Consider the following 18461-nt stretch of genomic DNA (forward strand, 5'->3'; position numbering starts at 1 on the left):
TTGCAGGAGCCGACCGGAGGTGCCTGAATAATCGGCTGAGAGCGAGGTGGCTAGTCTCCAGTCTTAGTCTTGCTCAGCAAGCAACGGCGCCCGATCAGCCTGTCACTCCGAAAGGCGGTTCAAACACGACACCGCCAGCCAGCATCCCCGCCTCAACCACCACCATCCCCACCCACCGCCGCATTCCCTACCAACAACTCAATCATCGCCCGCGCCGCCGCCGACTGCCGCCGATGCGGCGCATAGATCACCGAGAACGGCCTCGACCGCCCTCGCAACTTCGGCAGCACTTCCACCAGCTCCCCACGCAGCAACCGCTCGCGCACGATGAACTCATAGCTCTGGCAGATGCCGATGCCCTGTTCGGCCAGCGACACCACGCCCAGCACATCGTCGGAGGTCTCGATGGACGAACGCGGCAGCCAGTCCACGTCATGCCCACCATCGCGGAAGATCCAAGGCGCCAACCGCCCAGTGCGCGGCATCACGAACGGCAGACACAGGTGCTGCTGCAGGTCGTCCAGCGTCTGCGGCGTGCCACGGCGCTGCAGGTAGTCCGGCGCGGCCACCAGCAGCAGCGGCGCGTCTTCCAGCTTTCGTGCCACCAGCCCGCTGTCCGGCAGCTGGCCCAGGCGGATGGCCAGATCGAAGCCTTCGGCCACCAGGTCCACGTTGCGGTTGGTGATGTTCAGTTCCACCTGCACCTGCGGATACTGCTGCGCAAAGCGCGCCAGCACGGGCGGCAGCCGGTAGTGGCCATAGGTGGTGGGCACGCTCAGGCGCACGCGGCCGGCCAGCGTGCCGTCCTGGCCCTGCACGTCGCGCTCGGCGTCGTCCAGCAGGCCGAAGGCGGTGCGCACCTGTTCCAGATAGAGCCGCCCGGCGTCGGTCAGGCCCACGCGGCGGGTGGTCCGCTGCAGCAGCTGCCGGCCCAGCCGCGCTTCCAGGCGGGTGACCGCGCGGCTCAGCACCGACGGGGTGGTGGACAGCGCCACCGCGCCGGCGGTGAAGGAGCCGTGTTCGACCACCGCCATGAACACCTCCACATCCCCCAGGTAGTCGAACTTGCGGCTCATTTGGCTCTCCGGGGAACAGATGTTTTGCGATGGGGCCAATTTATCGCCGTTGGGGCGATGAATAAAGTGGCGGCCATTCCCCGATAGGAGCTCTCCATGAACCTGATGACCCGGCTGGCCGCAGCGCTGGCCCTGACCCTGGCCGCCACAAGTGCCCATGCCGCCAACGTGCTGGTAGTGCTGTCCGACGAAAACCACCTGGACCTGAAGGACGGCAAGGTGCTGTCCACTGGCTTCTATCTCAACGAGTTGATGCAGCCGGTCAAGCTGCTGCTGGACGCCGGCCACGAGGTGACCTTCGCCACGCCGCAGGGGCGGGCGCCGATGGTGGATGCGTCCTCGGTGACGCCGGCGTACTTCGGCAACGATGCCACGCAGCTGCAGGTGCACAAGGATCTGCTGGAGAAGCTGGCGCTGACCTCGCCGACGGCGTCGCCGGTGGTCAGCCTGGCGCGCGTCGAGCAGCAGGGCTACGCGCGTTTCGATGCAGTCTACATTCCCGGTGGCCACGCGCCGATGCAGGACCTGCTGAAGAGCCCGGCACTGGGCCGGTTGCTGGCCGATTTCCACCAGCGCAACAAGACCACCGCGCTGGTCTGCCACGGGCCGATCGCGTTGGTGTCCACGCTGCCGGATGCGGCGGGTTTCGTGGCGAAGCTGGAAGCCGGTGCGATGCCGGCCACGCCGAAGTGGATCTACAGCGGTTACCAGATGACGGTGATCAGCAACCAAGAAGAAGAGCAGGCCAAGCCGCTGCTGGGCGGCGGTGAGATGAAGTTCTACCCGCAGACGGCGCTGCAGCGGGCGGGTGCGCGGTTCAGCAGCAACGCCACGCCGTGGACCGGGCATGTGGTGGTGGACCGTGAGCTGATTACCGGGCAGAACCCGGCTTCGGCGCTGGAGGTGGGGCAGCGGTTGGTTGAGCGGTTGAAGAGCAAAGAGAACTCGGCGCTGGATTCCAGCAGATACCAGAAGTAGGGGCTTGGCAGGCGGTCACCGCGCCATGTGGCACAGATCGGTACCGCGCGTGCCGCAGCGTTTGCCGCCAACAACAAACGGCCCGCAGTGCGGTCCGTTTGTTGTGGTGCCTGCAAAGCGTCCGAGCATGGCTCGGACCTAAAGACCTGCCTCAGATATGCAACGCATGCCCCAACGCACGCAATGCCGCTTCCTGCACCGCCTCACCCAGGGTCGGGTGCGGGTGGATCGTACCGGCGATGTCTTCCAGCGTGGCGCCCATCTCAATCGACTGCACGAAGGCGATCGACAATTCCGAGACCTGCACGCCCACGGCCTGCCAGCCGAGGATGCGATGGTCGCTGCTGCGTGCGACCACGCGCACGAAGCCATCGGTGGATTCCAGCGACATCGCACGGCCATTGGCGGCGAACGGGAACAGCGCGACCTTGGTCTCGATGCCCTGTGCCTTGGCTTCGTCCGGTGACAGCCCGACCACCACGATTTCCGGGTCGGTGAAGCACACCGCCGGAATCGCGGCCGGCACGAAGTGGCGTTTCTTGCCGCTGACGATCTCGGCCACCAGTTCGCCCTGTGCCATCGCCCGGTGCGCGAGCATCGGCTCACCGGCGACATCGCCGATCGCCCACACATTGCGCATCGAGGTCTTGCACTGGTCGTCGATCTTGATTGCCTTGCCGGTCAGATCCAGCTGCAGCGATTCGAGATTGAAGCCGTCGGTCTTCGGGCGACGGCCGACCGCGACCAGGATCTGGTCGGCGTCCAGCGCGATTTCGTTACCGTCCTTGTCGCGCACGCGCAGCTGGCCGTTGTCGGCCAGGCCGAGCACGCTGTGGCCGGTCAGCAGCTTCACGCCGGACTTCTCCAGGTGCGTGACGACCGGCTTGGTCAGCTCGGCGTCGTAGGCCGGCAGGATGCGCTCCTGGGCCTCGACCACGGTGACTTCGCAGCCGAGCTTGCGGTACACCGTGCCCAGCTCCAGGCCGATGTAGCCGCCACCGACGACGATCAACTGCTTCGGCAGCGAGGTCGGCGAGAGGGCTTCGGTGGAGGAGATGACCTTGCCACCAAACGGCAGGAACGGCAGTTCCACCGGCACCGAGCCGGTGGCCAGCAGCAGGTGCTCGCAGCTGATGCGCAGCGTGCCGCCATCTTCGGCGGCACCGGCGATCTCGACGGTCTTGCCGTCGATGATCGTGGCCCAGCCCTTGATCAGCTGCGCGCCGTTTTTCTTCAGCAGTGCACTGACGCCACCGGTCAGCTTCTTGACGATGCCGGCCTTCCACGCCACGGTCTTGGCCAGGTCCAGCGAGGGGGCCTGCACGCTGATGCCCAGCGGCGAGGTGCCCGCCGCATAGGCGGTGACCTTGGCGAATTCCTCGGCGGCATGGATCAGCGCCTTGGACGGAATGCAGCCGATGTTGAGGCAGGTACCACCCGGATTGACGCCCTCGACCACGATGGTCTTGACGCCGAGCTGGCCGGCGCGGATGCCGGCGATGTACCCGCCGGGACCGCCGCCGATGATCAGCAACTGGGTTTGAAGGGTATTGGACATCGCTTACTCCACGAACAGCAGGGCCGGGGTTTCCAGGCGCATACGGATCGCCTGCACGAACTCGGCCGCATCCATGCCATCGACGATGCGATGGTCGAACGAGGACGACAGATTCATCAGCTTGCGTGCCACCACCTGGCCCTCGCGGAACATCGGGCGTTCGATGATGCGGTTCACACCGACGATCGCCACTTCCGGATGGTTGATGATCGGGGTCGACACCACACCACCCACCGCACCGAGGCTGCTGATGGTGATGGTCGAGCCGGACAGCTCCTCACGCGTTGCCTTGCCCACGCGCACGGCGTTGGCCAGGCGCGCGATTTCGGTAGCGGTCTGCCACAGATCCAGCGACTCGGCATGCGCGACCACCGGCACCGACAGGCCGACCTCGCTCTGGGTCGCGATGCCCAGCTGCACACCCTCATAGCGGGTCACGATGTTGGCTTGGTCATCGAAACGGGCGTTCATCTGCGGGAAGTCGCGCGCGGCCAGCACCACGGCGCGTGCCAGCAGCGGCAGCAGGGTCAGCTTGCCGCGCTCCTTGGCCCAGCGCTCGTTGAGCTTGGCGCGCAGGGCTTCCACTTCCGTGACGTCGATTTCTTCCACATAGGTGATGTGCGGAATGGTCGACCACGACTGCTGCATCTTCTGCGCGATCTTGCGGCGCAGGCCCATGATCGGCACCTGCTGCTCGCCGGTACGGCGCGCGTAGCTGCTGCCGCCGGCACTGCCGCCAACCGGCTGCGCCTTGCCACCGGCGGCGGCGTAGGCGTCCAGATCGGCCTGCAGGATGCGCCCGCCCGGGCCGGTGGCCGGCACATAGCGCAGCTCGATGCCCAGGTCCCAGGCGCGGCGGCGCACGGCCGGCGAGGCCAGCGGGGCTTCACCGGCGTTGAGCACGCCGTTGGTGACCGCACCGCGCTCGTCGCGCTTGGCGGCAGGGGCGGGCGCTGCGGCAGCCTTGGCCGGCGCGGCAACGGGTGCAGCTTCAGCCGCCGCGGCAGGCGCAGGCGCGGCAGCCTTGGGCGCGGCAACCGGTTCGGCCGGCGCGGCGGCAGCCGGCGCACTGGCGGCGCTGGCATTGCCGGCGCCGTCCACTTCCAGGCGGATCAGCTCGCTGCCCACGGCCATCATCTGGCCGGGCTTGCCGCCCAGCGAGACGACGGTACCGGCGACCGGGGAGGGGATCTCGACCATCGCTTTGTCGGTCATGACTTCGGCCACGACCTGGTCTTCGGCGACCGGGCCACCGACCTCGACCTTCCAGGTGATCAGTTCGACTTCGGCGATACCTTCACCGATGTCCGGCATCTTGATGACGTGATGTCCCATGGTTCAGTCCTCCAGCACGCGCTGCATTGCATCGATGACCCGGGACGGACCCGGGAAGTAGTCCCATTCCTGCGCGTGCGGATACGGGGTGTCCCAGCCGGTAACGCGTTCCACCGGGGCCTGCAGGTGGTAGAAGCAATGCTCCTGCACCAGCGCGACCAGTTCGGCGCCGAAACCGCAGGTGCGGGTGGCTTCGTGCAGCACGATGCAGCGGCCGGTCTTCTTGACCGAAGTGACGATGGCCTCCAGATCCAGCGGCCACAGGCTGCGCAGGTCGATTACTTCGGCATCGATCCCGGCATCTTCGGCGGCGGCCTTGGCCACCCACACGGTGGTGCCGTAAGTGATGATCGTCAGTGCCTTGCCCTCGCGGGCGATGGCGGCCTTGTCCAGCGGCACGTTGTAGTAGCCCTCCGGCACCAGGTTGTCCGGGTACTTGGACCACGCGGTGACCGGGCGGTCGTGGTGACCGTCGAACGGGCCGTTGTACAGGCGCTTGGGCTCCAGGAAGATCACCGGATCGTCGTTCTCGATCGAGGCGATCAGCAGGCCCTTGGCGTCGTACGGGTTGGACGGCATGACGGTGCGCAGGCCGGTGGCATGGGCGAAGATCGCCTCCGGGCTCTGGCTGTGGGTCTGGCCGCCGTAGATGCCACCGCCGCACGGGGTGCGGAACACCAGCGAGGAGGTGAAGCTGCCGCCGGAGCGATAGCGCATGCGCGCCGCTTCGGAGACGATCTGGTCGTAGGCCGGGTAGATGTAATCGGCGAACTGGATTTCAGCGACCGGGCGCAGGCCGTAGGCGGCCATGCCGATCGCCGCGCCGGCGATGCCGTTCTCGGAAATCGGCGCATCGAACACGCGCTGCTTGCCGTACTTGGTCTGCAGGCCATCGGTGCAGCGGAACACGCCGCCGAAGTAGCCCACGTCCTGGCCGAAGATCACCACGTTGTCGTCGCGTTCCAGCATCACGTCCATCGCCGAGCGCAGCGCCTGGATCATGGTCATCGGCGTACCGCCGGTGTTGTTCTGTTCAATCCCGCTCATGTGTTCAGACTCCCAACTGCTGACGCTGGCGACGGAGATGTTCGGGCATGTCCTTGTAGACGTCTTCGAACATGAGGGCCGCGCCGGGACGGTTGTCGCTGCCGAGCAACCCGTGGGTCTCGGCTTCCTTGAGGGCACGCAGGATCTCGGCATCCAGTTCGGCGCGGAGCGCGTCGTGCTGCTGCTCGCTCCACAGGCCGCGCTTGATCAGGTGCTGCTTCAGGCGGTCGATCGGATCGCCGAGCGGGAACTGCTGCGCATCGTCGGCAGGGCGGTACTTGGAGGGATCATCCGAGGTCGAATGCGGGCCGGCACGGTAGGTGACCCACTCGATCAGGGTCGGCCCGAGGTTGCTGCGGGCACGTTCGGCGGCCCAGCGCGAGGCGGCGTACACGGCCAGCAGATCGTTGCCGTCCACGCGCAGCGACGGAATGCCGTAGCCCACGCCGCGCGCGGCAAAGGTGGTGTTCTCACCGCCGGCGATGGCCTGGAAGGTGGAGATCGCCCACTGGTTGTTGACCACGTTGAGCACGACCGGGGCGCGGTACACGTGCGCGAAGGTCAGCGCGGCGTGGAAATCGCCTTCGGCGGTGGCGCCATCACCGACCCATGCGGTGGCGATGCGGGTGTCGCCCTTGATCGCCGAGGCCATCGCCCAGCCCACCGCCTGGATGTACTGGGTGGTCAGGTTGCCGGAGATCGAGAAGAAGCCGTAATCCTTGTAGGAGTACATGATCGGCAGCTGGCGGCCCTTCAGCGGGTCGGCCGCGTTGGAGAGCACTTGGCACATCATGTCCACCATCGGCACTTCCTTGGTGACCAGGATGCCCTGCTGGCGGTAGGTCGGGAACTGCATGTCGTCATCCCGCAGCGCCAGGGTCTGGCCGACCGCGATGGCTTCTTCGCCCAGGCACTGGATGTAGAACGAGGTCTTCTTCTGGCGCTGGGCGATCAGCATGCGCGCGTCATAGGCGCGCGTCTTGAGCATGGCGTGCATGGCACGCAGCAGCACGGCGTCGTCGATGTCGGCGGCCCACGGGCCCACGGCGTCGCCGTTGTCATCCAGCACGCGGATCAGCTGGCCGGTCAGCGGCGCGGCCTGGCTGGCGCTCACATCCACGGGCGGTTTGTCGACCGCGCCGGCGGGGCTCAGCTTCAGATAGGAAAAGTCGGTGGCCTCGCCGGGACGGGCGCTGGGCTCGGGCACGTGCAAACGCAACGGTTCACTCGTGGCGGGGATCTGGGGTGATGACATGTCAGGGGCCTCGCTGGGCTTGGGTCATGGAGCTACAGGCATACCGCAGGCGGGGGGCAACGGTAATGGCGATGTTGGCGCGCCGACATCCGGTCAGGATCTCGTCGCGAAGCGGGTAAGGACCAGCGCTTGCAAGGCGGCTGGGGCCATGGCGCATTGCACCCAGTGTGAAGTCTAGAGGCACAGCGGCTTATCGTAAATTTGTTTAATTGCGTATGAGGTATTGTTTATTCAGATATCTTCGTTCCGTGGGAGCCCGTGCATGCAAATCCCCGCCAACATGACCCTGCGCCAGCTCCGGTACTTTGCCGAAGCGGCCGAATTGGGCCAGTTCTCACAGGCCGCACGCAAGCTGCACGTCTCCCAGTCGGTGATCACCACGGCGGTCGCCCAGCTGGAAGCCTCGCTGGGCCTGAAGCTGTTCGACCGCATGCCGCACGGGGTCGGGCTGACCGCCGAGGGGCACCGGTTCCACCAGCATGTGCGGCACATCCTGGACACGCTGCAGGATGCGCTCAGCGAGCCGATGTTCCTGGCCAACACCCTGCCGGGCCGGGTCAGGATCGGCGCGTCCTACACGGTGCTCGGCTACTTCCTGCCGAGCCTGCTGGCGCGCTTCAAGCGCTCTTACCCGCAGGTGGAGGTCGACCTGGTCGACATGGACCGTGCCGCGATCGAGCAGGGCGTCGGCAGCGGCGAGCTCGACTTCGGGCTGTGCATCATTTCCAACATGGCCGAGCCCTATGTGCTGCGGCGCCAGGTGCTGATCCGCTCGCGCCGCCAGCTGTGGCTGGCAGAGTCGCATCCGCTGCTGCAGCTGCCTGTGATCAGCCCGGCCGACGTGGAGCCGTATCCGTACATCATGCTGATGGTGGATGAAGGGCAGGAGTCGGCGATGCGCTACTGGCGCTCGGTCGGGCGCGAACCCAACGTGGTGTTCCGCACCTCGTCGCTGGAAGCGCTGCGCGGCATGGTCGCCTATGGCTTCGGGGTGAGCATCCTGTCGGACATGGTCTATCGGCCGTGGTCGCTGGAGGGGCGCCGGATCGACGTACGCACCCTCACCGACGCGGTGCCGCCGATGGAAGTCGGCCTGGTCTGGCGCCCGGACGAAGACCTGTCCGCGCCGGCACGCGCACTGCATCAGTTCCTGGTCTTTGCCTGTGGCGGGTGAGCGCCGAGTGCATCGGCCAGGGCAGGACGCGGATCAGGCAGCTCACCGACGGGCGCGGTGAAGGCCTGCCCACGGCGCGTCCAGATCTGCCACGCCGAGTACGCCAGCAGCGGCACCACGTAGGTAGCCAGAATGGCATACGCCAGCAGCCGGTAGCCCTTCGCGATCAGCGCGACCAGTCCGATCCCATCGGCCAGGAACACGGCCATCAGCAGGATGGCGGCAATGATTGCCACGCGCATGCCGCGGCCGGGGGCAGCGCCGGTGCGCTCTTTCCAGTTGACGCTGATGCGGCCGTCCACCGAGGCCATCAGGGTGACCCCGGTTTCGACCAGCGCGACCATGATCATCAGCCGGAACAACCACTGGAACCATGGCAGGCCGAGCTGGCCGAGCATCAGGTCCGAGGGCAGGGGCGCATCGGCGATGTCCGGCAGGAAGGCGATCATGCAGACGTAGAACACGATGGCCGGCAGGATCGCCAACGGGCCGGCCAGGGCGCCGGCGATCACCGCATCACGCCGGCACAGCAGGTGGCGCACCACCAGCAGGATCGAGACCGCCGCGAACATGTTGTAGCCGGCGTAGGTCACGCCGTTGAGCACCCAGTCCTGGCCGAGCTCATGGGTGTTGGACAGCTGCGCCATCGCGCCGCCGCCGAAGCGATAGAGGATCAGGCACGCGGCAATGGCGTAGACCAGGTACATGAAGGCCGACATCAGCTTGAACATGCGTTCGACGGCGGTGGTCCCGGCCTGCACCACGCCGGTGATGATCGCCACCAGCACCAGCGTGCCGACGATCCGCGGCCAGCCGAACATGGTCGCGGCCAGTTCGCCGGCGGCCGCGCCGAATACCGCCAACACCACCACGATCAGCGCCAGGTAGGCCACTTCGAAGGTCCACCAGCCCCGGCCCAGCAGATGCCGGAAGAAGGTGCGGTAATCGTTGGCCCGGATCGCCCGGGCCAACAGGAACGTCAGGATGCAGATCACGCTCCAGATCAGCATCGACAACACCATCGCGGCCAGGCCGCCCCAGGGGCCCGATGGCAGGAAAAACTCCGCCAGCTCACGGCCGGTCGCGTATCCGCCGCCGATCACGGCGGACTTGAACGCCAGGCCGGGCAACAGATACCGCTGGAACCGGCTGGCGGCGGCGGTCACTTGCGCGCGGCCGTCGGCTGCAGCAGGTAGAAGTCGCGCACGGTGCGGGCGATCTCGGCGATCACACGCTCACGTTCGCTGCGTGGGGCATTGCTGGCTTTGACGAACACGGAGATCGCGAACTGGCTGCCATCGGGCAGGGTGACCACGCCGACATCATTGACGGTGCCGGCCACGGTGCCGCTCTTGTCGGCCACCTTGGTGCCCGGCGGCAGGCTGCCACGCAGGCGCGCGCTGCAGGTCCGGCAGCGTTCCATGATCTGCACCAGCACCTCGGTGCTGGCCGGGCTCAGGGCCTTGCCGGTGAACAGCCTGGTCAACAGGGTCGACATCGCGCGCGGCGTGGAGGTGTCGCGCGGATCCTTGTCGAAGGCGTCGTTGCCGGCTTTGGTGCGCTTGACCACCTCCGGATCGAGGGTGAGTTCGGCGACGCGTTCCTTGGTCAGCGGCTCATCGCCGAGGCCGAAGATATCGCTCAGCAGCTGCCGGGTGTTGCGATCCAGGCGCTGGCCTTCGATGCCCTGTGTGCGCAGCCAGGCGGTGACCGCGGCCGGTCCGCCGGCCTGCGCCACCAGCACGTCGGTGGCGGTGTTGTCGCTCTGGGTCAGCATGACCTCCAGCAGGTTGTGCACCGACAGGCTCACACCATCATGGATGAAGCGGTCCGCGATCACTTCCGAATCGACATAGAACGATTTCGGCACCGGCACCATCGTGGTCAACGCCAGTTCGCCGGCATCCACCTTGGTCAGGATGACCGCCGCGACCGCAACCTTGAACGTGCTGGCCATCGGGAACCCTTCATCGGGATTCAGATGGACCTGCTCGCCCTTGCCATCCAGGCGCCACGCCGAGACACCGACCTTGCCGTCGATCAGGGTGGCCAGCCGCGCAACTTCGGTTTCCACCGGGCTGGTCTTGCTGGCGCTGAACGCGGCGAGCGGGCTCAGGCCCAGTAGCGCCGCCACGCACAGGCTCAAGGTACGGGATGTCATCTTCATGCGATGCAGGCCTCCAGCAAACGGTTGAATTCCCCATCTTGCCGCATCGGGTCGGCCACCGGCAGACCAAGACGCGCGCTGACTTCGGCACAGGCGGCGGCCGCCGCGGCGTCGGTCATGCCATGGGTGTTGAGACTGACGCCGACGCAGCGGATATCAGGATTGGTCCGGCGCCCCAGCTGCACGGTCAACGCGATCACTTCCTCGATCGAGGGCAGCGGGTAGTCCGGATAGCCGAGCACATGCTTGCGCCCCGGCTGGTGGCAGACCACGAACACATCCGGCTGGCTGCCGTGCAGCAGGCCGAGGCTGACACCGGCGTAGGCGGGGTGGAACAGCGAGCCCTGGCCTTCGATGACATCCCAGTGATCGTCGGCCGCATTCGGGCTGAGCAGTTCGGCGGCGCCGGCGGAGAAGTCGGCGACCACCGCGTCCATCGGAATGCCGCTGCCGGCGATCAGGATGCCGGTCTGGCCGCTGGCACGGAAGTCGGCATCCACGCCGAGCCCGCGCAGGCCGCGCGCCAGTGCCAGTGCGGTGTACTTCTTGCCCAGCGCGCAGTCGGTGCCGACGGTCAGCACGCGCTTGCCGGTGCGCTTGCGGCCGTTGCCGACCGGAATGCCGCGCGGCGGCACGCGCACGTTGATCAGCTCGCGCCCGTGGCGTTCGGCCGCGGCCGCCAGTTCCGGAATGTCACCCAGCTTCTGGTGCATGCCGCTGACCAGGTCCAGACCGTTTTCCAGGGCGTCGACCAGGGCCGGCAGCCACTGCGGCGTAATCACGCCACCGCCATTGGCCACGCCGATCACCATGGCACGTGCACCGGCGGCGCGCGCCTGTGCCGGCGTCATGCTCGGCAGGCCGGTGCTGATCGGGCAGCCCGGCAGGCTCCATTCGGCCACGCACACTTCCGGGGCCCAGTCATGCAGGCCGATCGCGGTCTTGGCGAAGCCGGCTTCGGTGGTGTCGCCCAGAAACAGCAGGTAGGGCTGGGGGAGGGCGGCAAGGGCCTGTACGGCGGCGGTGGGCGTCGAGCTCATGGGGGATCCAATGACCGGGGGAGAGAAGAGAGCAGGGGAGGCATTCACGAGGGGCTCGCTATTGTTTGACCTGGTTGGATCTGTATAAGTCCTAATCAGAGAATATGCAACCTAATTAGGATTCTTCTCTTTCTCTTCCGACGAGTGGTCTGGCGACGGCAGGGGACGCCGCCATGGCAGGTGCCTGGACTCAGTAGCGATAGTCGATCGACATGCCGATCGTTCGCGGCTGCAGCGGCACCCCGGTCACCGCGACGTAGCGGTTGAGCGCGTCCCGCACCGAGCCAGTGGAGACATAGGCGCGCTCGTCGGTGGCGTTGCGTGCATACAGGCGCACGGTCCACGTCATGTTGGTCAGTTCGGCATGCAGGTCCAGCGCGTTGTAGCTGTCGATGTCGTACGCGCCGGCCACGCGCTCGCCGGTGACGCGATAGCCGGCACCGACCCGGCCCTGCCACTGGTCGCTCAGATCGACGTCGTAGTCGATGGTGCTCGACCAGCTCAGCCGCGGCGTCATCGGCATCCGGCTGCCCGAGACCAGGCCGCTGGAGGCCGGTACGTCGCCGATCGTCGAATCGATGTAGGCGGCATTGAGGCCAAGCGTGAGGCGCTCGGCCGGGCGCACCATCAGGCTCAGTTCCGCACCTTGGCTGCGCGCGCTGCCGGCGTTGCCCATCCAGCTCAGGCCGTTCTCGGAGACGCGCACCTGGATGTCGTCCCAGTCGATCCGGAACAGCGCCAGATCGATCATCGCGCGGCGGTCCCAGAAATGCGATTTGAAGCCGAGCTCGAGGTTGTCCAGGGTGTCGGCCTTGGTCATCGGCACCACGCCGGAGGTCGACACGTTCGGGCCACCCGGGCGATAGCCGGTGGCGTAGCGCGCATAGATCATCGCGCTGTCGTTGAGGTGCCAGCGCGAGGCCAGCTTCCACGTGGTCACGCTGTCATCGGCGGAGTCGGCCAGATCGATCGGCCGCGGGCCGTACAGCAGGCCGATGCTGTGCTGCTCGAAATCCTGCTGGTTGCGCGCATGCCGCACACCGGCGGAAACGTCGAAGCGGGGGCTGAATTTGTACGTGACGTCGGCGAAGATCGCCTGCTCGTCATAGGTGCCCGGCAGGCTGGCGGTGCCGGGATTGAACGGCAGCGGGATGCCGTTGGCATCGTAGGCGCTCACCTGCTGCCGGTTGGCGTTCTTCTCGCCGGTGAAGAAGGTGCCCAGCAACCATTCGAAGCGCTCGCTCTCCTTGGAGCTGAGGCGGAATTCCTGGGTCCATTTGCGGGTACCGAGGAACACATCGAACTGCGCCTGGCCAGCCGGATACGGGGTCAGCAGCGGCCATGCCACGCCGTAGACCAGCGTGGAATCCTGCACTTCGTCCATGCGCGTTTCAGAGAAGCTGGTCGCGGAGACGAAATCGACCTTGCCCAGGTCCCAGTCCAGGATCGCCGAGTAGTAGTCGGTTTCCATCCGGTACGGCGTGGCGCGTTGCAGGATGCCTTCGAGCGGGCCACGGATCGGTTCCAGCGTGGGATAGGTCAGGCCCACCGCGCTGGAATTGTCGGCATCCACGATCTGCGACAACGCCTGCACGCGCAGGTTGGCGGTGTCGCTGATGCGCCAGGTCAGCGCCAGGCGTGAGGCGAGCTGGTAGTAGCCGTTGCTGTCCCTGGCGTCCTCGCCGGTGAGGTCGGGCTGGTCCACATAGCCGGGCGTGCCCTGGCGCGACAGGCTGGCACGCAGGCCCAGCTTGCCTTCGATCAACGGCACGTTGAACGCGGTACGCACGCCGGTGCCCACGTCGCCCGCTTCCTTGGTGGCGTTGACGTCCATGCCGGCGCGGAACTCGAAGCCATCCGGATCGGCCGCCTTGGTGATGTACTTGAACAGGCCGCCCATCGAGCTGGCCCCATACAGAGTGCCCTGCGGGCCGCGCAGCACTTCCACGCTCTGGATGTCATAGGGCAGCAGATCCAGCGCGTAGGTGGTCGCGCGCTGCTTGTTGCTGCTCGGGCCGATCGGGGTGTCATCGATGTAGGTGCCGATGATCGAACCACCGCCGAGGGGTGCCACACCGCGCAGCGCCATCGTGGTCTGGCCTGGCGCGCCGCCACTGTCGACCTGGAAGCCGGGCACGTAGGCGGCGAAGTCGTTCAAGCGGGTCGCACCGAACGCTTCCAGGCGTTCTTCGCTGATCACGCTGACGCCGGCCGCCACGTCCATGACGTTCTCACTGCGCTTCTGCGCGGTGGCCACCACGCGATCCAGCTCGACGACATCAGGCGTGCTGCGGCTGTCATCGGCGTCGGCATCCTGCGCCATCGCGGTGGTGGCAAGGCCCATGCAGCACAGGGTGACGGTGGAGGCGAGGATCGAGCGGTTGATCGGCTTGCGCATGTGGCGGTCTCTCCGGAATCAGGGACGGGGTCAGGCAGGAAACACGGTCGCCAGCCACGGCTGATCCAGCCGCGTGGCGTCAGTCCGCAGGGGATTGGGGGGGCGCTCCGTGGTTGGCGAGCAATGGCCGTGCCCGACGCTCCAGGCGCAGCAGCAGCATCGCAACGAGCAGGCAGGTGCCGGCCATGAGCGAGAAGAACACCGCACTGGAAAGCGTCGACCACAGCGTGCCGACCGCGCCGGCCAGCAGGTTGCCGCCGAACGAGGCCAGGAACCAGAACGCGATGATCGTGGCACCGAAGCCCACCGGCGCCAGCCGGGCGAACAGCCCCAGCCCCACCGGCAGGATGAAGAGCTCGCCGAAGGTGAAGATCGCGAAGAACAGCGCGGCCCACAGCCAGCCGACCTTGGCCGACGGTTCACCGCCGAGCATCGCGACCAGGGCGAACGACAGGCCGACCACCGCGGCACCGATCGCCATCTTGGTCAGTGCAGCCGGCTCGCGGCCGTCGCGTGCCTGCCGTGTCCAGCGACGCACCAGCAATGGCGTGATCAGGAACACCAGCAGCGGGTTGAGCGAGAAAAACCAGGTCATCGGCAGGGTGAAGTCCGCAGTGAGCACGCGGTCGACGCCGGTGTCGAGCCAGATCGCGATGGTGTTGCCGATCTGCTCGTAGGCCAGGCGGAAGATCACGATCAAGCCCGCGATCATCGTCATCAGCTGCAGCAGCGGGCGGTAGGCCGGCTGCCACAGCGCCGAGAACGGCAGCGTGGCGCGTTCGCTGCGCGGCGGGTCCGGTGGCAGGTGGCGGCGGCCGGTGATGTAGATCACCAGGCCTAGCAGCATGCCGATGCCGGCGGCGGAAAAGCCCACGTGCCAGCCATACACCTCGCCCAGCGTGCCGCAGACCAGCGGGGCGAGAAACGCACCGAGGTTGATGCCCACGTAGTACACGTTGAACGCAGAGCCACGGCGCGGGTCATCGCGCGTGTACAGATCGCCGACCTGGCCGGGCAGGGTCGGCAGGAACAAGCCGTTGCCGAGCACGATCGCCAGCAGAGCCGGATACAGCAGCGCATCGAAGGCCATCAGGAAATGGCCGAACGCCATGATCGCGCCGCCCAGGATCACCGCACGCCGCTTGCCCAGCCAGCGGTCGGCGAGCATGCCGCCGAACACCGGACTGAGGTAGGCCAGCGCGGTGTACAGGCCATAGACCATCGAGGCCTGTTCCTGCGAGAACAGCAGCTGCTTGGTCATGTAGTAGACCAGCAGCGCCCGCATGCCGTAGTAGGAAAATTTCTCCCACATCTCGGTGAGGAACAGGATGGTCAGGCCTGGCGGTTGCCCGAACCAGGCCCTGCGCGGTGCATCGACGGTCATGAGGCGGGGCGTCCGGCGGTCAGAGCTGCAGGCCGGTACTGACCAGGCGCTGGGTGATGGCGACGAATGCCACCACCAGGCCTGCCAGTGCGATCACCCAGGCGCCGTAACGACGCACGCGCGGCCAGCTGGCCGGTGCGCGCAGGGCAACCCAGACCAGCGCTGCCGCGGCGGCCACGCTCAGCCAGGACAGCGCCTGCACCAGGATCAACGGCCCGTTGGTGTATGAGGAGATCGCGCCCGGGCCCGCGATCGACTTCACATACAACGCCCACGCGACCAAGGTGCCCAGCTGCGTGCTGATCGCCAGCGTCTGCAGCCAGCGCAGGCCACGGGCGTCGAGCGGTGTGGTGGCGTTGTGGTAACGGCGCACGAACACACCGCCAATGCGCAGTACGGCCGACAGGGTCAGCAACCCCAGCGCGATGAACAGGGCAGGGCGCAGCCATGCCGGTGAGCGCCAGCCCGGGATCGGCTCGAAACCGAACACCGAGGCGAACGGCCCGCCGGAGAAGTACACCGGGCGGCCATCCTTGACCTTCACTTCCAGCAGGCCGCGGCCGTTTTCCTGCTGCCACAGCCAGGGGGACACTTCGCGCCAGCGCAGCAGCTGGCCGTTGAGGCCCTTCTGTCCATCGACGGTGATCGTGCCGTCCTCCTGCGGGTGCACACGGATCGGTGCGAACAGCGTCAGCATGCGCAGATAGGAACTGTCCGAGCGGCGCGTGCTCTGCCAGCTCGTCCCGGCCAGCGCAGCGGCGTGCTCGCGCGCCACCGCAGCATCGACGCCCGGGCCGGCGCGTTCGATCGGCAGGGTCGGCAGGAAGTTCTCGACGAAGCGCTCCCAGACCTGGGCGCGCAGCGCAGAACCGGCGGCATCACGCCCCACGCTGTTGGTGGACACGAAGACGCCGATGTTGCGTTCCGGAATCATCCACAGCCACGAGTAGAAGAACAGCATCGTGCCGCCGTGCGAGCGGGTGTCGTAGCCACCGGTGTCCGAGGCCATCCAGCCCAGGGCCATGCGCGGCAGATGCGGCAGGATCGCCGGCTGCGGGGTGAGCATCTGCGCGTTGGTTTCCGCGCGCATGATGCGCTGGCCGTCCAGTTCGCCATGATTGAGCGTGGCCATCATGAAACGTGACATCGCCGAACCGGAGGCATACAGACCGCCCACGCCCGGCGCGGTGTTCTTCTCGGCCGGGTAGCTTTTGCCCGAGCCCAGCAGATAGCCCTTGGCGGCGTGCGGCAGCAGTTCGGCCGGCAGCTTCTGTTCGAAGCTGGCGTACTGCATGTCCAGCGGCTGCAGGATGTGCTGCCTGGCGTAATCCTCGAAGCGCTGGCCGCTGACGCGCTCGACGATGTACGAGGCGATGCCGGTGGCGTAGTTGGAATACGCCGGCGTGGTGCCGGGCGCGGAGATCTGGTTGGGCACCCACTCCTTGAGGTAGTTGTCGCGGTTGGCCGGATGGTCCGGCCCCAGCACGATCAGGTAGCGCATGCGCTCTTCCAGACCGCTGGTGTGGGTCATGATCTGGCGCAGCGTGATCGGCTCACCCTTGGCCGGGACCTTGATGTCCAGGTAGGTGTTGATGTCGGCGTCCAGGTCCAGCTTGCCCTGTTCGACCAGCTGCATCACCGAGGTCCAGACGAACAGCTTGGAGATCGAGCCGGGACGGAACAGGGTGGTCCTGGGATCCACCGGCGTGCGTTTTTCGACATCGGAGAAGCCGAAGCCGCGTTCGGTGACGACCTTGCCGTTCTCGACCACGGTGACCAAGGCGCCGGCGAGATCGCCTTGTGCCATCAGGTAGGGCACCAGGCCATCGAGGAAGGTATTGACCCGGGCCGCATCCAGCGTACCGGTGGGAGGCTGCGCGGGCGCGGCCTGCTCAGGCGCTTGGGCAGGCGCCGGCGCCGCAGGTGCAGCGACCGGGACAGGGGCCTGCGCATGCAGCGGCGAGAACGCGGCGGTCGAGGCCAGCAGCAGGCCGCAGATCAGGGGGCGCCAGAGACTCATGCCTGCACTCCCTTGCCCCAGACGGCGTCGTCGCAATGCACCAGGCCGTCGTCGTAACGCAGGCCCGGCACGCGGTCGTCGCGCAGGAACAGCGGGCCATCCAGGTCGACCACATCGCAATGCTGACCCACGATGAAGGCCGGGCCCATCGCCCAGCTGCTGCCGATCATGTTGCCGACCATCACCTGCATGCCCAGCGAACGTGCCTTGCCGACCATCGCCAAGCCTTCGGTGAGCCCGCCGGCCTTGTCGAGCTTGATGTTGATGACGTCGAACAGACCCACCAGCGCCTCGATTTCCGCCACGTCCTGCACGCTCTCGTCGGCCGCGAACGGCAGCGGCCGCGCAAAGCCCTTGAGCTCGGCTTCGCGGCCGCGCGGCAACGGCTGTTCCAGCAGCTTGATCTCGTTCTCCAGCAGCACCGGAATCAGTGCATCGAGCGCGTCCACGTTGTAGCCCTGGTTGGCATCCACGCCCATCCATACATCCGGGCGCACCTTGCGCACCGCGCGCACGCGCTCGATGTCGATATCCAGATCACCGCTGAGCTTGAGCTTGAGCGCCTTGGCAGGTGCATAGCGCCCGGTCGCGATCGACTGCATCGTCGCCGGGTCATCGGCGCCGAGCGTCCAGGTGGTCAGTAACGGTCGCGTCTGCGTGAGCCCGGCCAGCGCCCAGGCATGCCTGCCGGTCCGGCTTGCTTCCAGATCCCACAGCGCGCAGTCCAGCGCGTTGCGCGCACCGCCGCGGGGCAGCAGCTGCTGCAGCTCGTCGCGGGTGATGCCGGCTTCGATCCGCGCACGCAGCAGTTCCAGCGTGGCCAGCATCTGCTCGGGGGTGTCATCGAAGTAGTACACGCCGCTGGCTTCGCCACGGCCGCGATGGCCGCCGTCTTCCAGTTCCACGCGCAGTACCGGGGCGTGTTCGAACACGTAGCCGCTGATCCGGAACGGGGCCAGCAACGCAAGCGAGTCGATCTGCAGGGTCAGTTTCACAGGATGTCTCCAGCCCCGTGATCGGGGCTACGGG

The 18461-nt window shown here is 66.9% G+C and carries 14 protein-coding genes; 2 read left to right on the plus strand and 12 right to left on the minus strand.

Features of this window, described 5'->3' with window-relative positions; genetic code table 11:
* Positions 1 to 152 precede the first annotated feature (152 nt).
* The gene (locus AC07WC_RS06365; RefSeq protein ID WP_495209248.1) at positions 153 to 1076 is read right to left on the minus strand and encodes a LysR family transcriptional regulator; all 924 of its coding nucleotides are present in this window, start codon (positions 1074 to 1076) and stop codon (positions 153 to 155) included.
* Between the two features lie 96 nt (positions 1077 to 1172).
* Between AC07WC_RS06365 and AC07WC_RS06370 the strand changes: the two genes are divergently transcribed.
* Complete coding sequence (locus tag AC07WC_RS06370; RefSeq protein ID WP_495209249.1) at positions 1173 to 2054, plus strand: type 1 glutamine amidotransferase domain-containing protein; 882 nt, start codon at positions 1173 to 1175, stop codon at positions 2052 to 2054.
* A gap of 151 nt (positions 2055 to 2205) precedes the next feature.
* Here the strand turns inward: AC07WC_RS06370 and lpdA are convergent, their stop codons facing one another.
* Genes lpdA through AC07WC_RS06390 form a run of 4 tightly spaced genes read right to left on the minus strand, consistent with a single transcriptional unit; the run spans position 2206 to position 7213 of the window.
* On the minus strand, positions 2206 to 3612 hold the full coding sequence (gene lpdA / locus AC07WC_RS06375; RefSeq protein WP_495209250.1) for a dihydrolipoyl dehydrogenase: 1407 nt from the start codon (positions 3610 to 3612) through the stop codon (positions 2206 to 2208).
* Positions 3613 to 3615: 3 nt separating this feature from the next.
* On the minus strand, positions 3616 to 4947 hold the full coding sequence (locus tag AC07WC_RS06380; RefSeq protein ID WP_495209251.1) for a dihydrolipoamide acetyltransferase family protein: 1332 nt from the start codon (positions 4945 to 4947) through the stop codon (positions 3616 to 3618).
* 3 nt (positions 4948 to 4950) lie between these two features.
* Positions 4951 to 5994, minus strand: coding sequence for an alpha-ketoacid dehydrogenase subunit beta (locus AC07WC_RS06385; protein ID WP_088434370.1), 1044 nt, complete (start codon positions 5992 to 5994; stop codon positions 4951 to 4953).
* 4 nt (positions 5995 to 5998) lie between these two features.
* Positions 5999 to 7213, minus strand: a complete 1215-nt coding sequence (locus tag AC07WC_RS06390) for a 3-methyl-2-oxobutanoate dehydrogenase (2-methylpropanoyl-transferring) subunit alpha (protein ID WP_495209252.1) — start codon at positions 7211 to 7213, stop codon at positions 5999 to 6001.
* Between the two features lie 298 nt (positions 7214 to 7511).
* Between AC07WC_RS06390 and AC07WC_RS06395 the strand changes: the two genes are divergently transcribed.
* Complete coding sequence (locus AC07WC_RS06395) at positions 7512 to 8423, plus strand: LysR substrate-binding domain-containing protein (protein WP_495209253.1); 912 nt, start codon at positions 7512 to 7514, stop codon at positions 8421 to 8423.
* Here AC07WC_RS06395 and AC07WC_RS06400 read toward each other — a convergent pair.
* From AC07WC_RS06400 to AC07WC_RS06430, 7 genes are all read right to left on the minus strand, one after another.
* Positions 8393 to 9589, minus strand: a complete 1197-nt coding sequence (locus AC07WC_RS06400) for a YkvI family membrane protein (protein ID WP_495209254.1) — start codon at positions 9587 to 9589, stop codon at positions 8393 to 8395. The genes AC07WC_RS06395 and AC07WC_RS06400 overlap by 31 nt on opposite strands.
* Positions 9586 to 10590, minus strand: coding sequence for a class A beta-lactamase (gene bla, locus AC07WC_RS06405; protein WP_495209255.1), 1005 nt, complete (start codon positions 10588 to 10590; stop codon positions 9586 to 9588). Before bla ends, AC07WC_RS06400 begins: the two co-directional genes overlap by 4 nt.
* Positions 10587 to 11630, minus strand: a complete 1044-nt coding sequence (locus AC07WC_RS06410; RefSeq protein WP_495209256.1) for an N-acetyltransferase DgcN family protein — start codon at positions 11628 to 11630, stop codon at positions 10587 to 10589. Before AC07WC_RS06410 ends, bla begins: the two co-directional genes overlap by 4 nt.
* Positions 11631 to 11820: 190 nt before the next feature.
* Positions 11821 to 14028, minus strand: coding sequence for a TonB-dependent receptor (locus tag AC07WC_RS06415; RefSeq protein WP_495209257.1), 2208 nt, complete (start codon positions 14026 to 14028; stop codon positions 11821 to 11823).
* 79 nt (positions 14029 to 14107) lie between these two features.
* A complete protein-coding gene (locus tag AC07WC_RS06420) occupies positions 14108 to 15412 on the minus strand; it encodes a peptide MFS transporter (protein WP_495209258.1) in 1305 nt (434 codons plus the stop codon).
* A gap of 19 nt (positions 15413 to 15431) precedes the next feature.
* On the minus strand, positions 15432 to 17432 hold the full coding sequence (locus AC07WC_RS06425) for a serine hydrolase domain-containing protein (RefSeq protein WP_495209259.1): 2001 nt from the start codon (positions 17430 to 17432) through the stop codon (positions 15432 to 15434).
* On the minus strand, positions 17429 to 18427 hold the full coding sequence (locus tag AC07WC_RS06430; RefSeq protein ID WP_495209260.1) for a dipeptide epimerase: 999 nt from the start codon (positions 18425 to 18427) through the stop codon (positions 17429 to 17431). Before AC07WC_RS06430 ends, AC07WC_RS06425 begins: the two co-directional genes overlap by 4 nt.
* Between the last annotated feature and the right edge of the window lie 34 nt (positions 18428 to 18461).

The sequence above is a fragment of the Stenotrophomonas sp. GW821-FHT01H02A genome (assembly GCF_059422145.1).

What these genes read in the sequence shown, in the direction of transcription:
- AC07WC_RS06380 (WP_495209251.1), bottom strand. Translation starts at nt 4,947, where the DNA reads ATGGGACATCACGTCATCAAGATGCCGGACATCGGTGAAGGTATCGCC.
- AC07WC_RS06425 (WP_495209259.1), bottom strand. Translation starts at nt 17,432, where the DNA reads ATGAGTCTCTGGCGCCCCCTGATCTGCGGCCTGCTGCTGGCCTCGACC.
- AC07WC_RS06410 (WP_495209256.1), bottom strand. Translation starts at nt 11,630, where the DNA reads ATGAGCTCGACGCCCACCGCCGCCGTACAGGCCCTTGCCGCCCTCCCC.
- lpdA (WP_495209250.1), bottom strand. Translation starts at nt 3,612, where the DNA reads ATGTCCAATACCCTTCAAACCCAGTTGCTGATCATCGGCGGCGGTCCC.
- AC07WC_RS06420 (WP_495209258.1), bottom strand. Translation starts at nt 15,412, where the DNA reads ATGACCGTCGATGCACCGCGCAGGGCCTGGTTCGGGCAACCGCCAGGC.
- AC07WC_RS06385 (WP_088434370.1), bottom strand. Translation starts at nt 5,994, where the DNA reads ATGAGCGGGATTGAACAGAACAACACCGGCGGTACGCCGATGACCATG.
- AC07WC_RS06415 (WP_495209257.1), bottom strand. Translation starts at nt 14,028, where the DNA reads ATGCGCAAGCCGATCAACCGCTCGATCCTCGCCTCCACCGTCACCCTG.
- bla (WP_495209255.1), bottom strand. Translation starts at nt 10,590, where the DNA reads ATGAAGATGACATCCCGTACCTTGAGCCTGTGCGTGGCGGCGCTACTG.
- AC07WC_RS06370 (WP_495209249.1), top strand. Translation starts at nt 1,173, where the DNA reads ATGAACCTGATGACCCGGCTGGCCGCAGCGCTGGCCCTGACCCTGGCC.
- AC07WC_RS06365 (WP_495209248.1), bottom strand. Translation starts at nt 1,076, where the DNA reads ATGAGCCGCAAGTTCGACTACCTGGGGGATGTGGAGGTGTTCATGGCG.
- AC07WC_RS06395 (WP_495209253.1), top strand. Translation starts at nt 7,512, where the DNA reads ATGCAAATCCCCGCCAACATGACCCTGCGCCAGCTCCGGTACTTTGCC.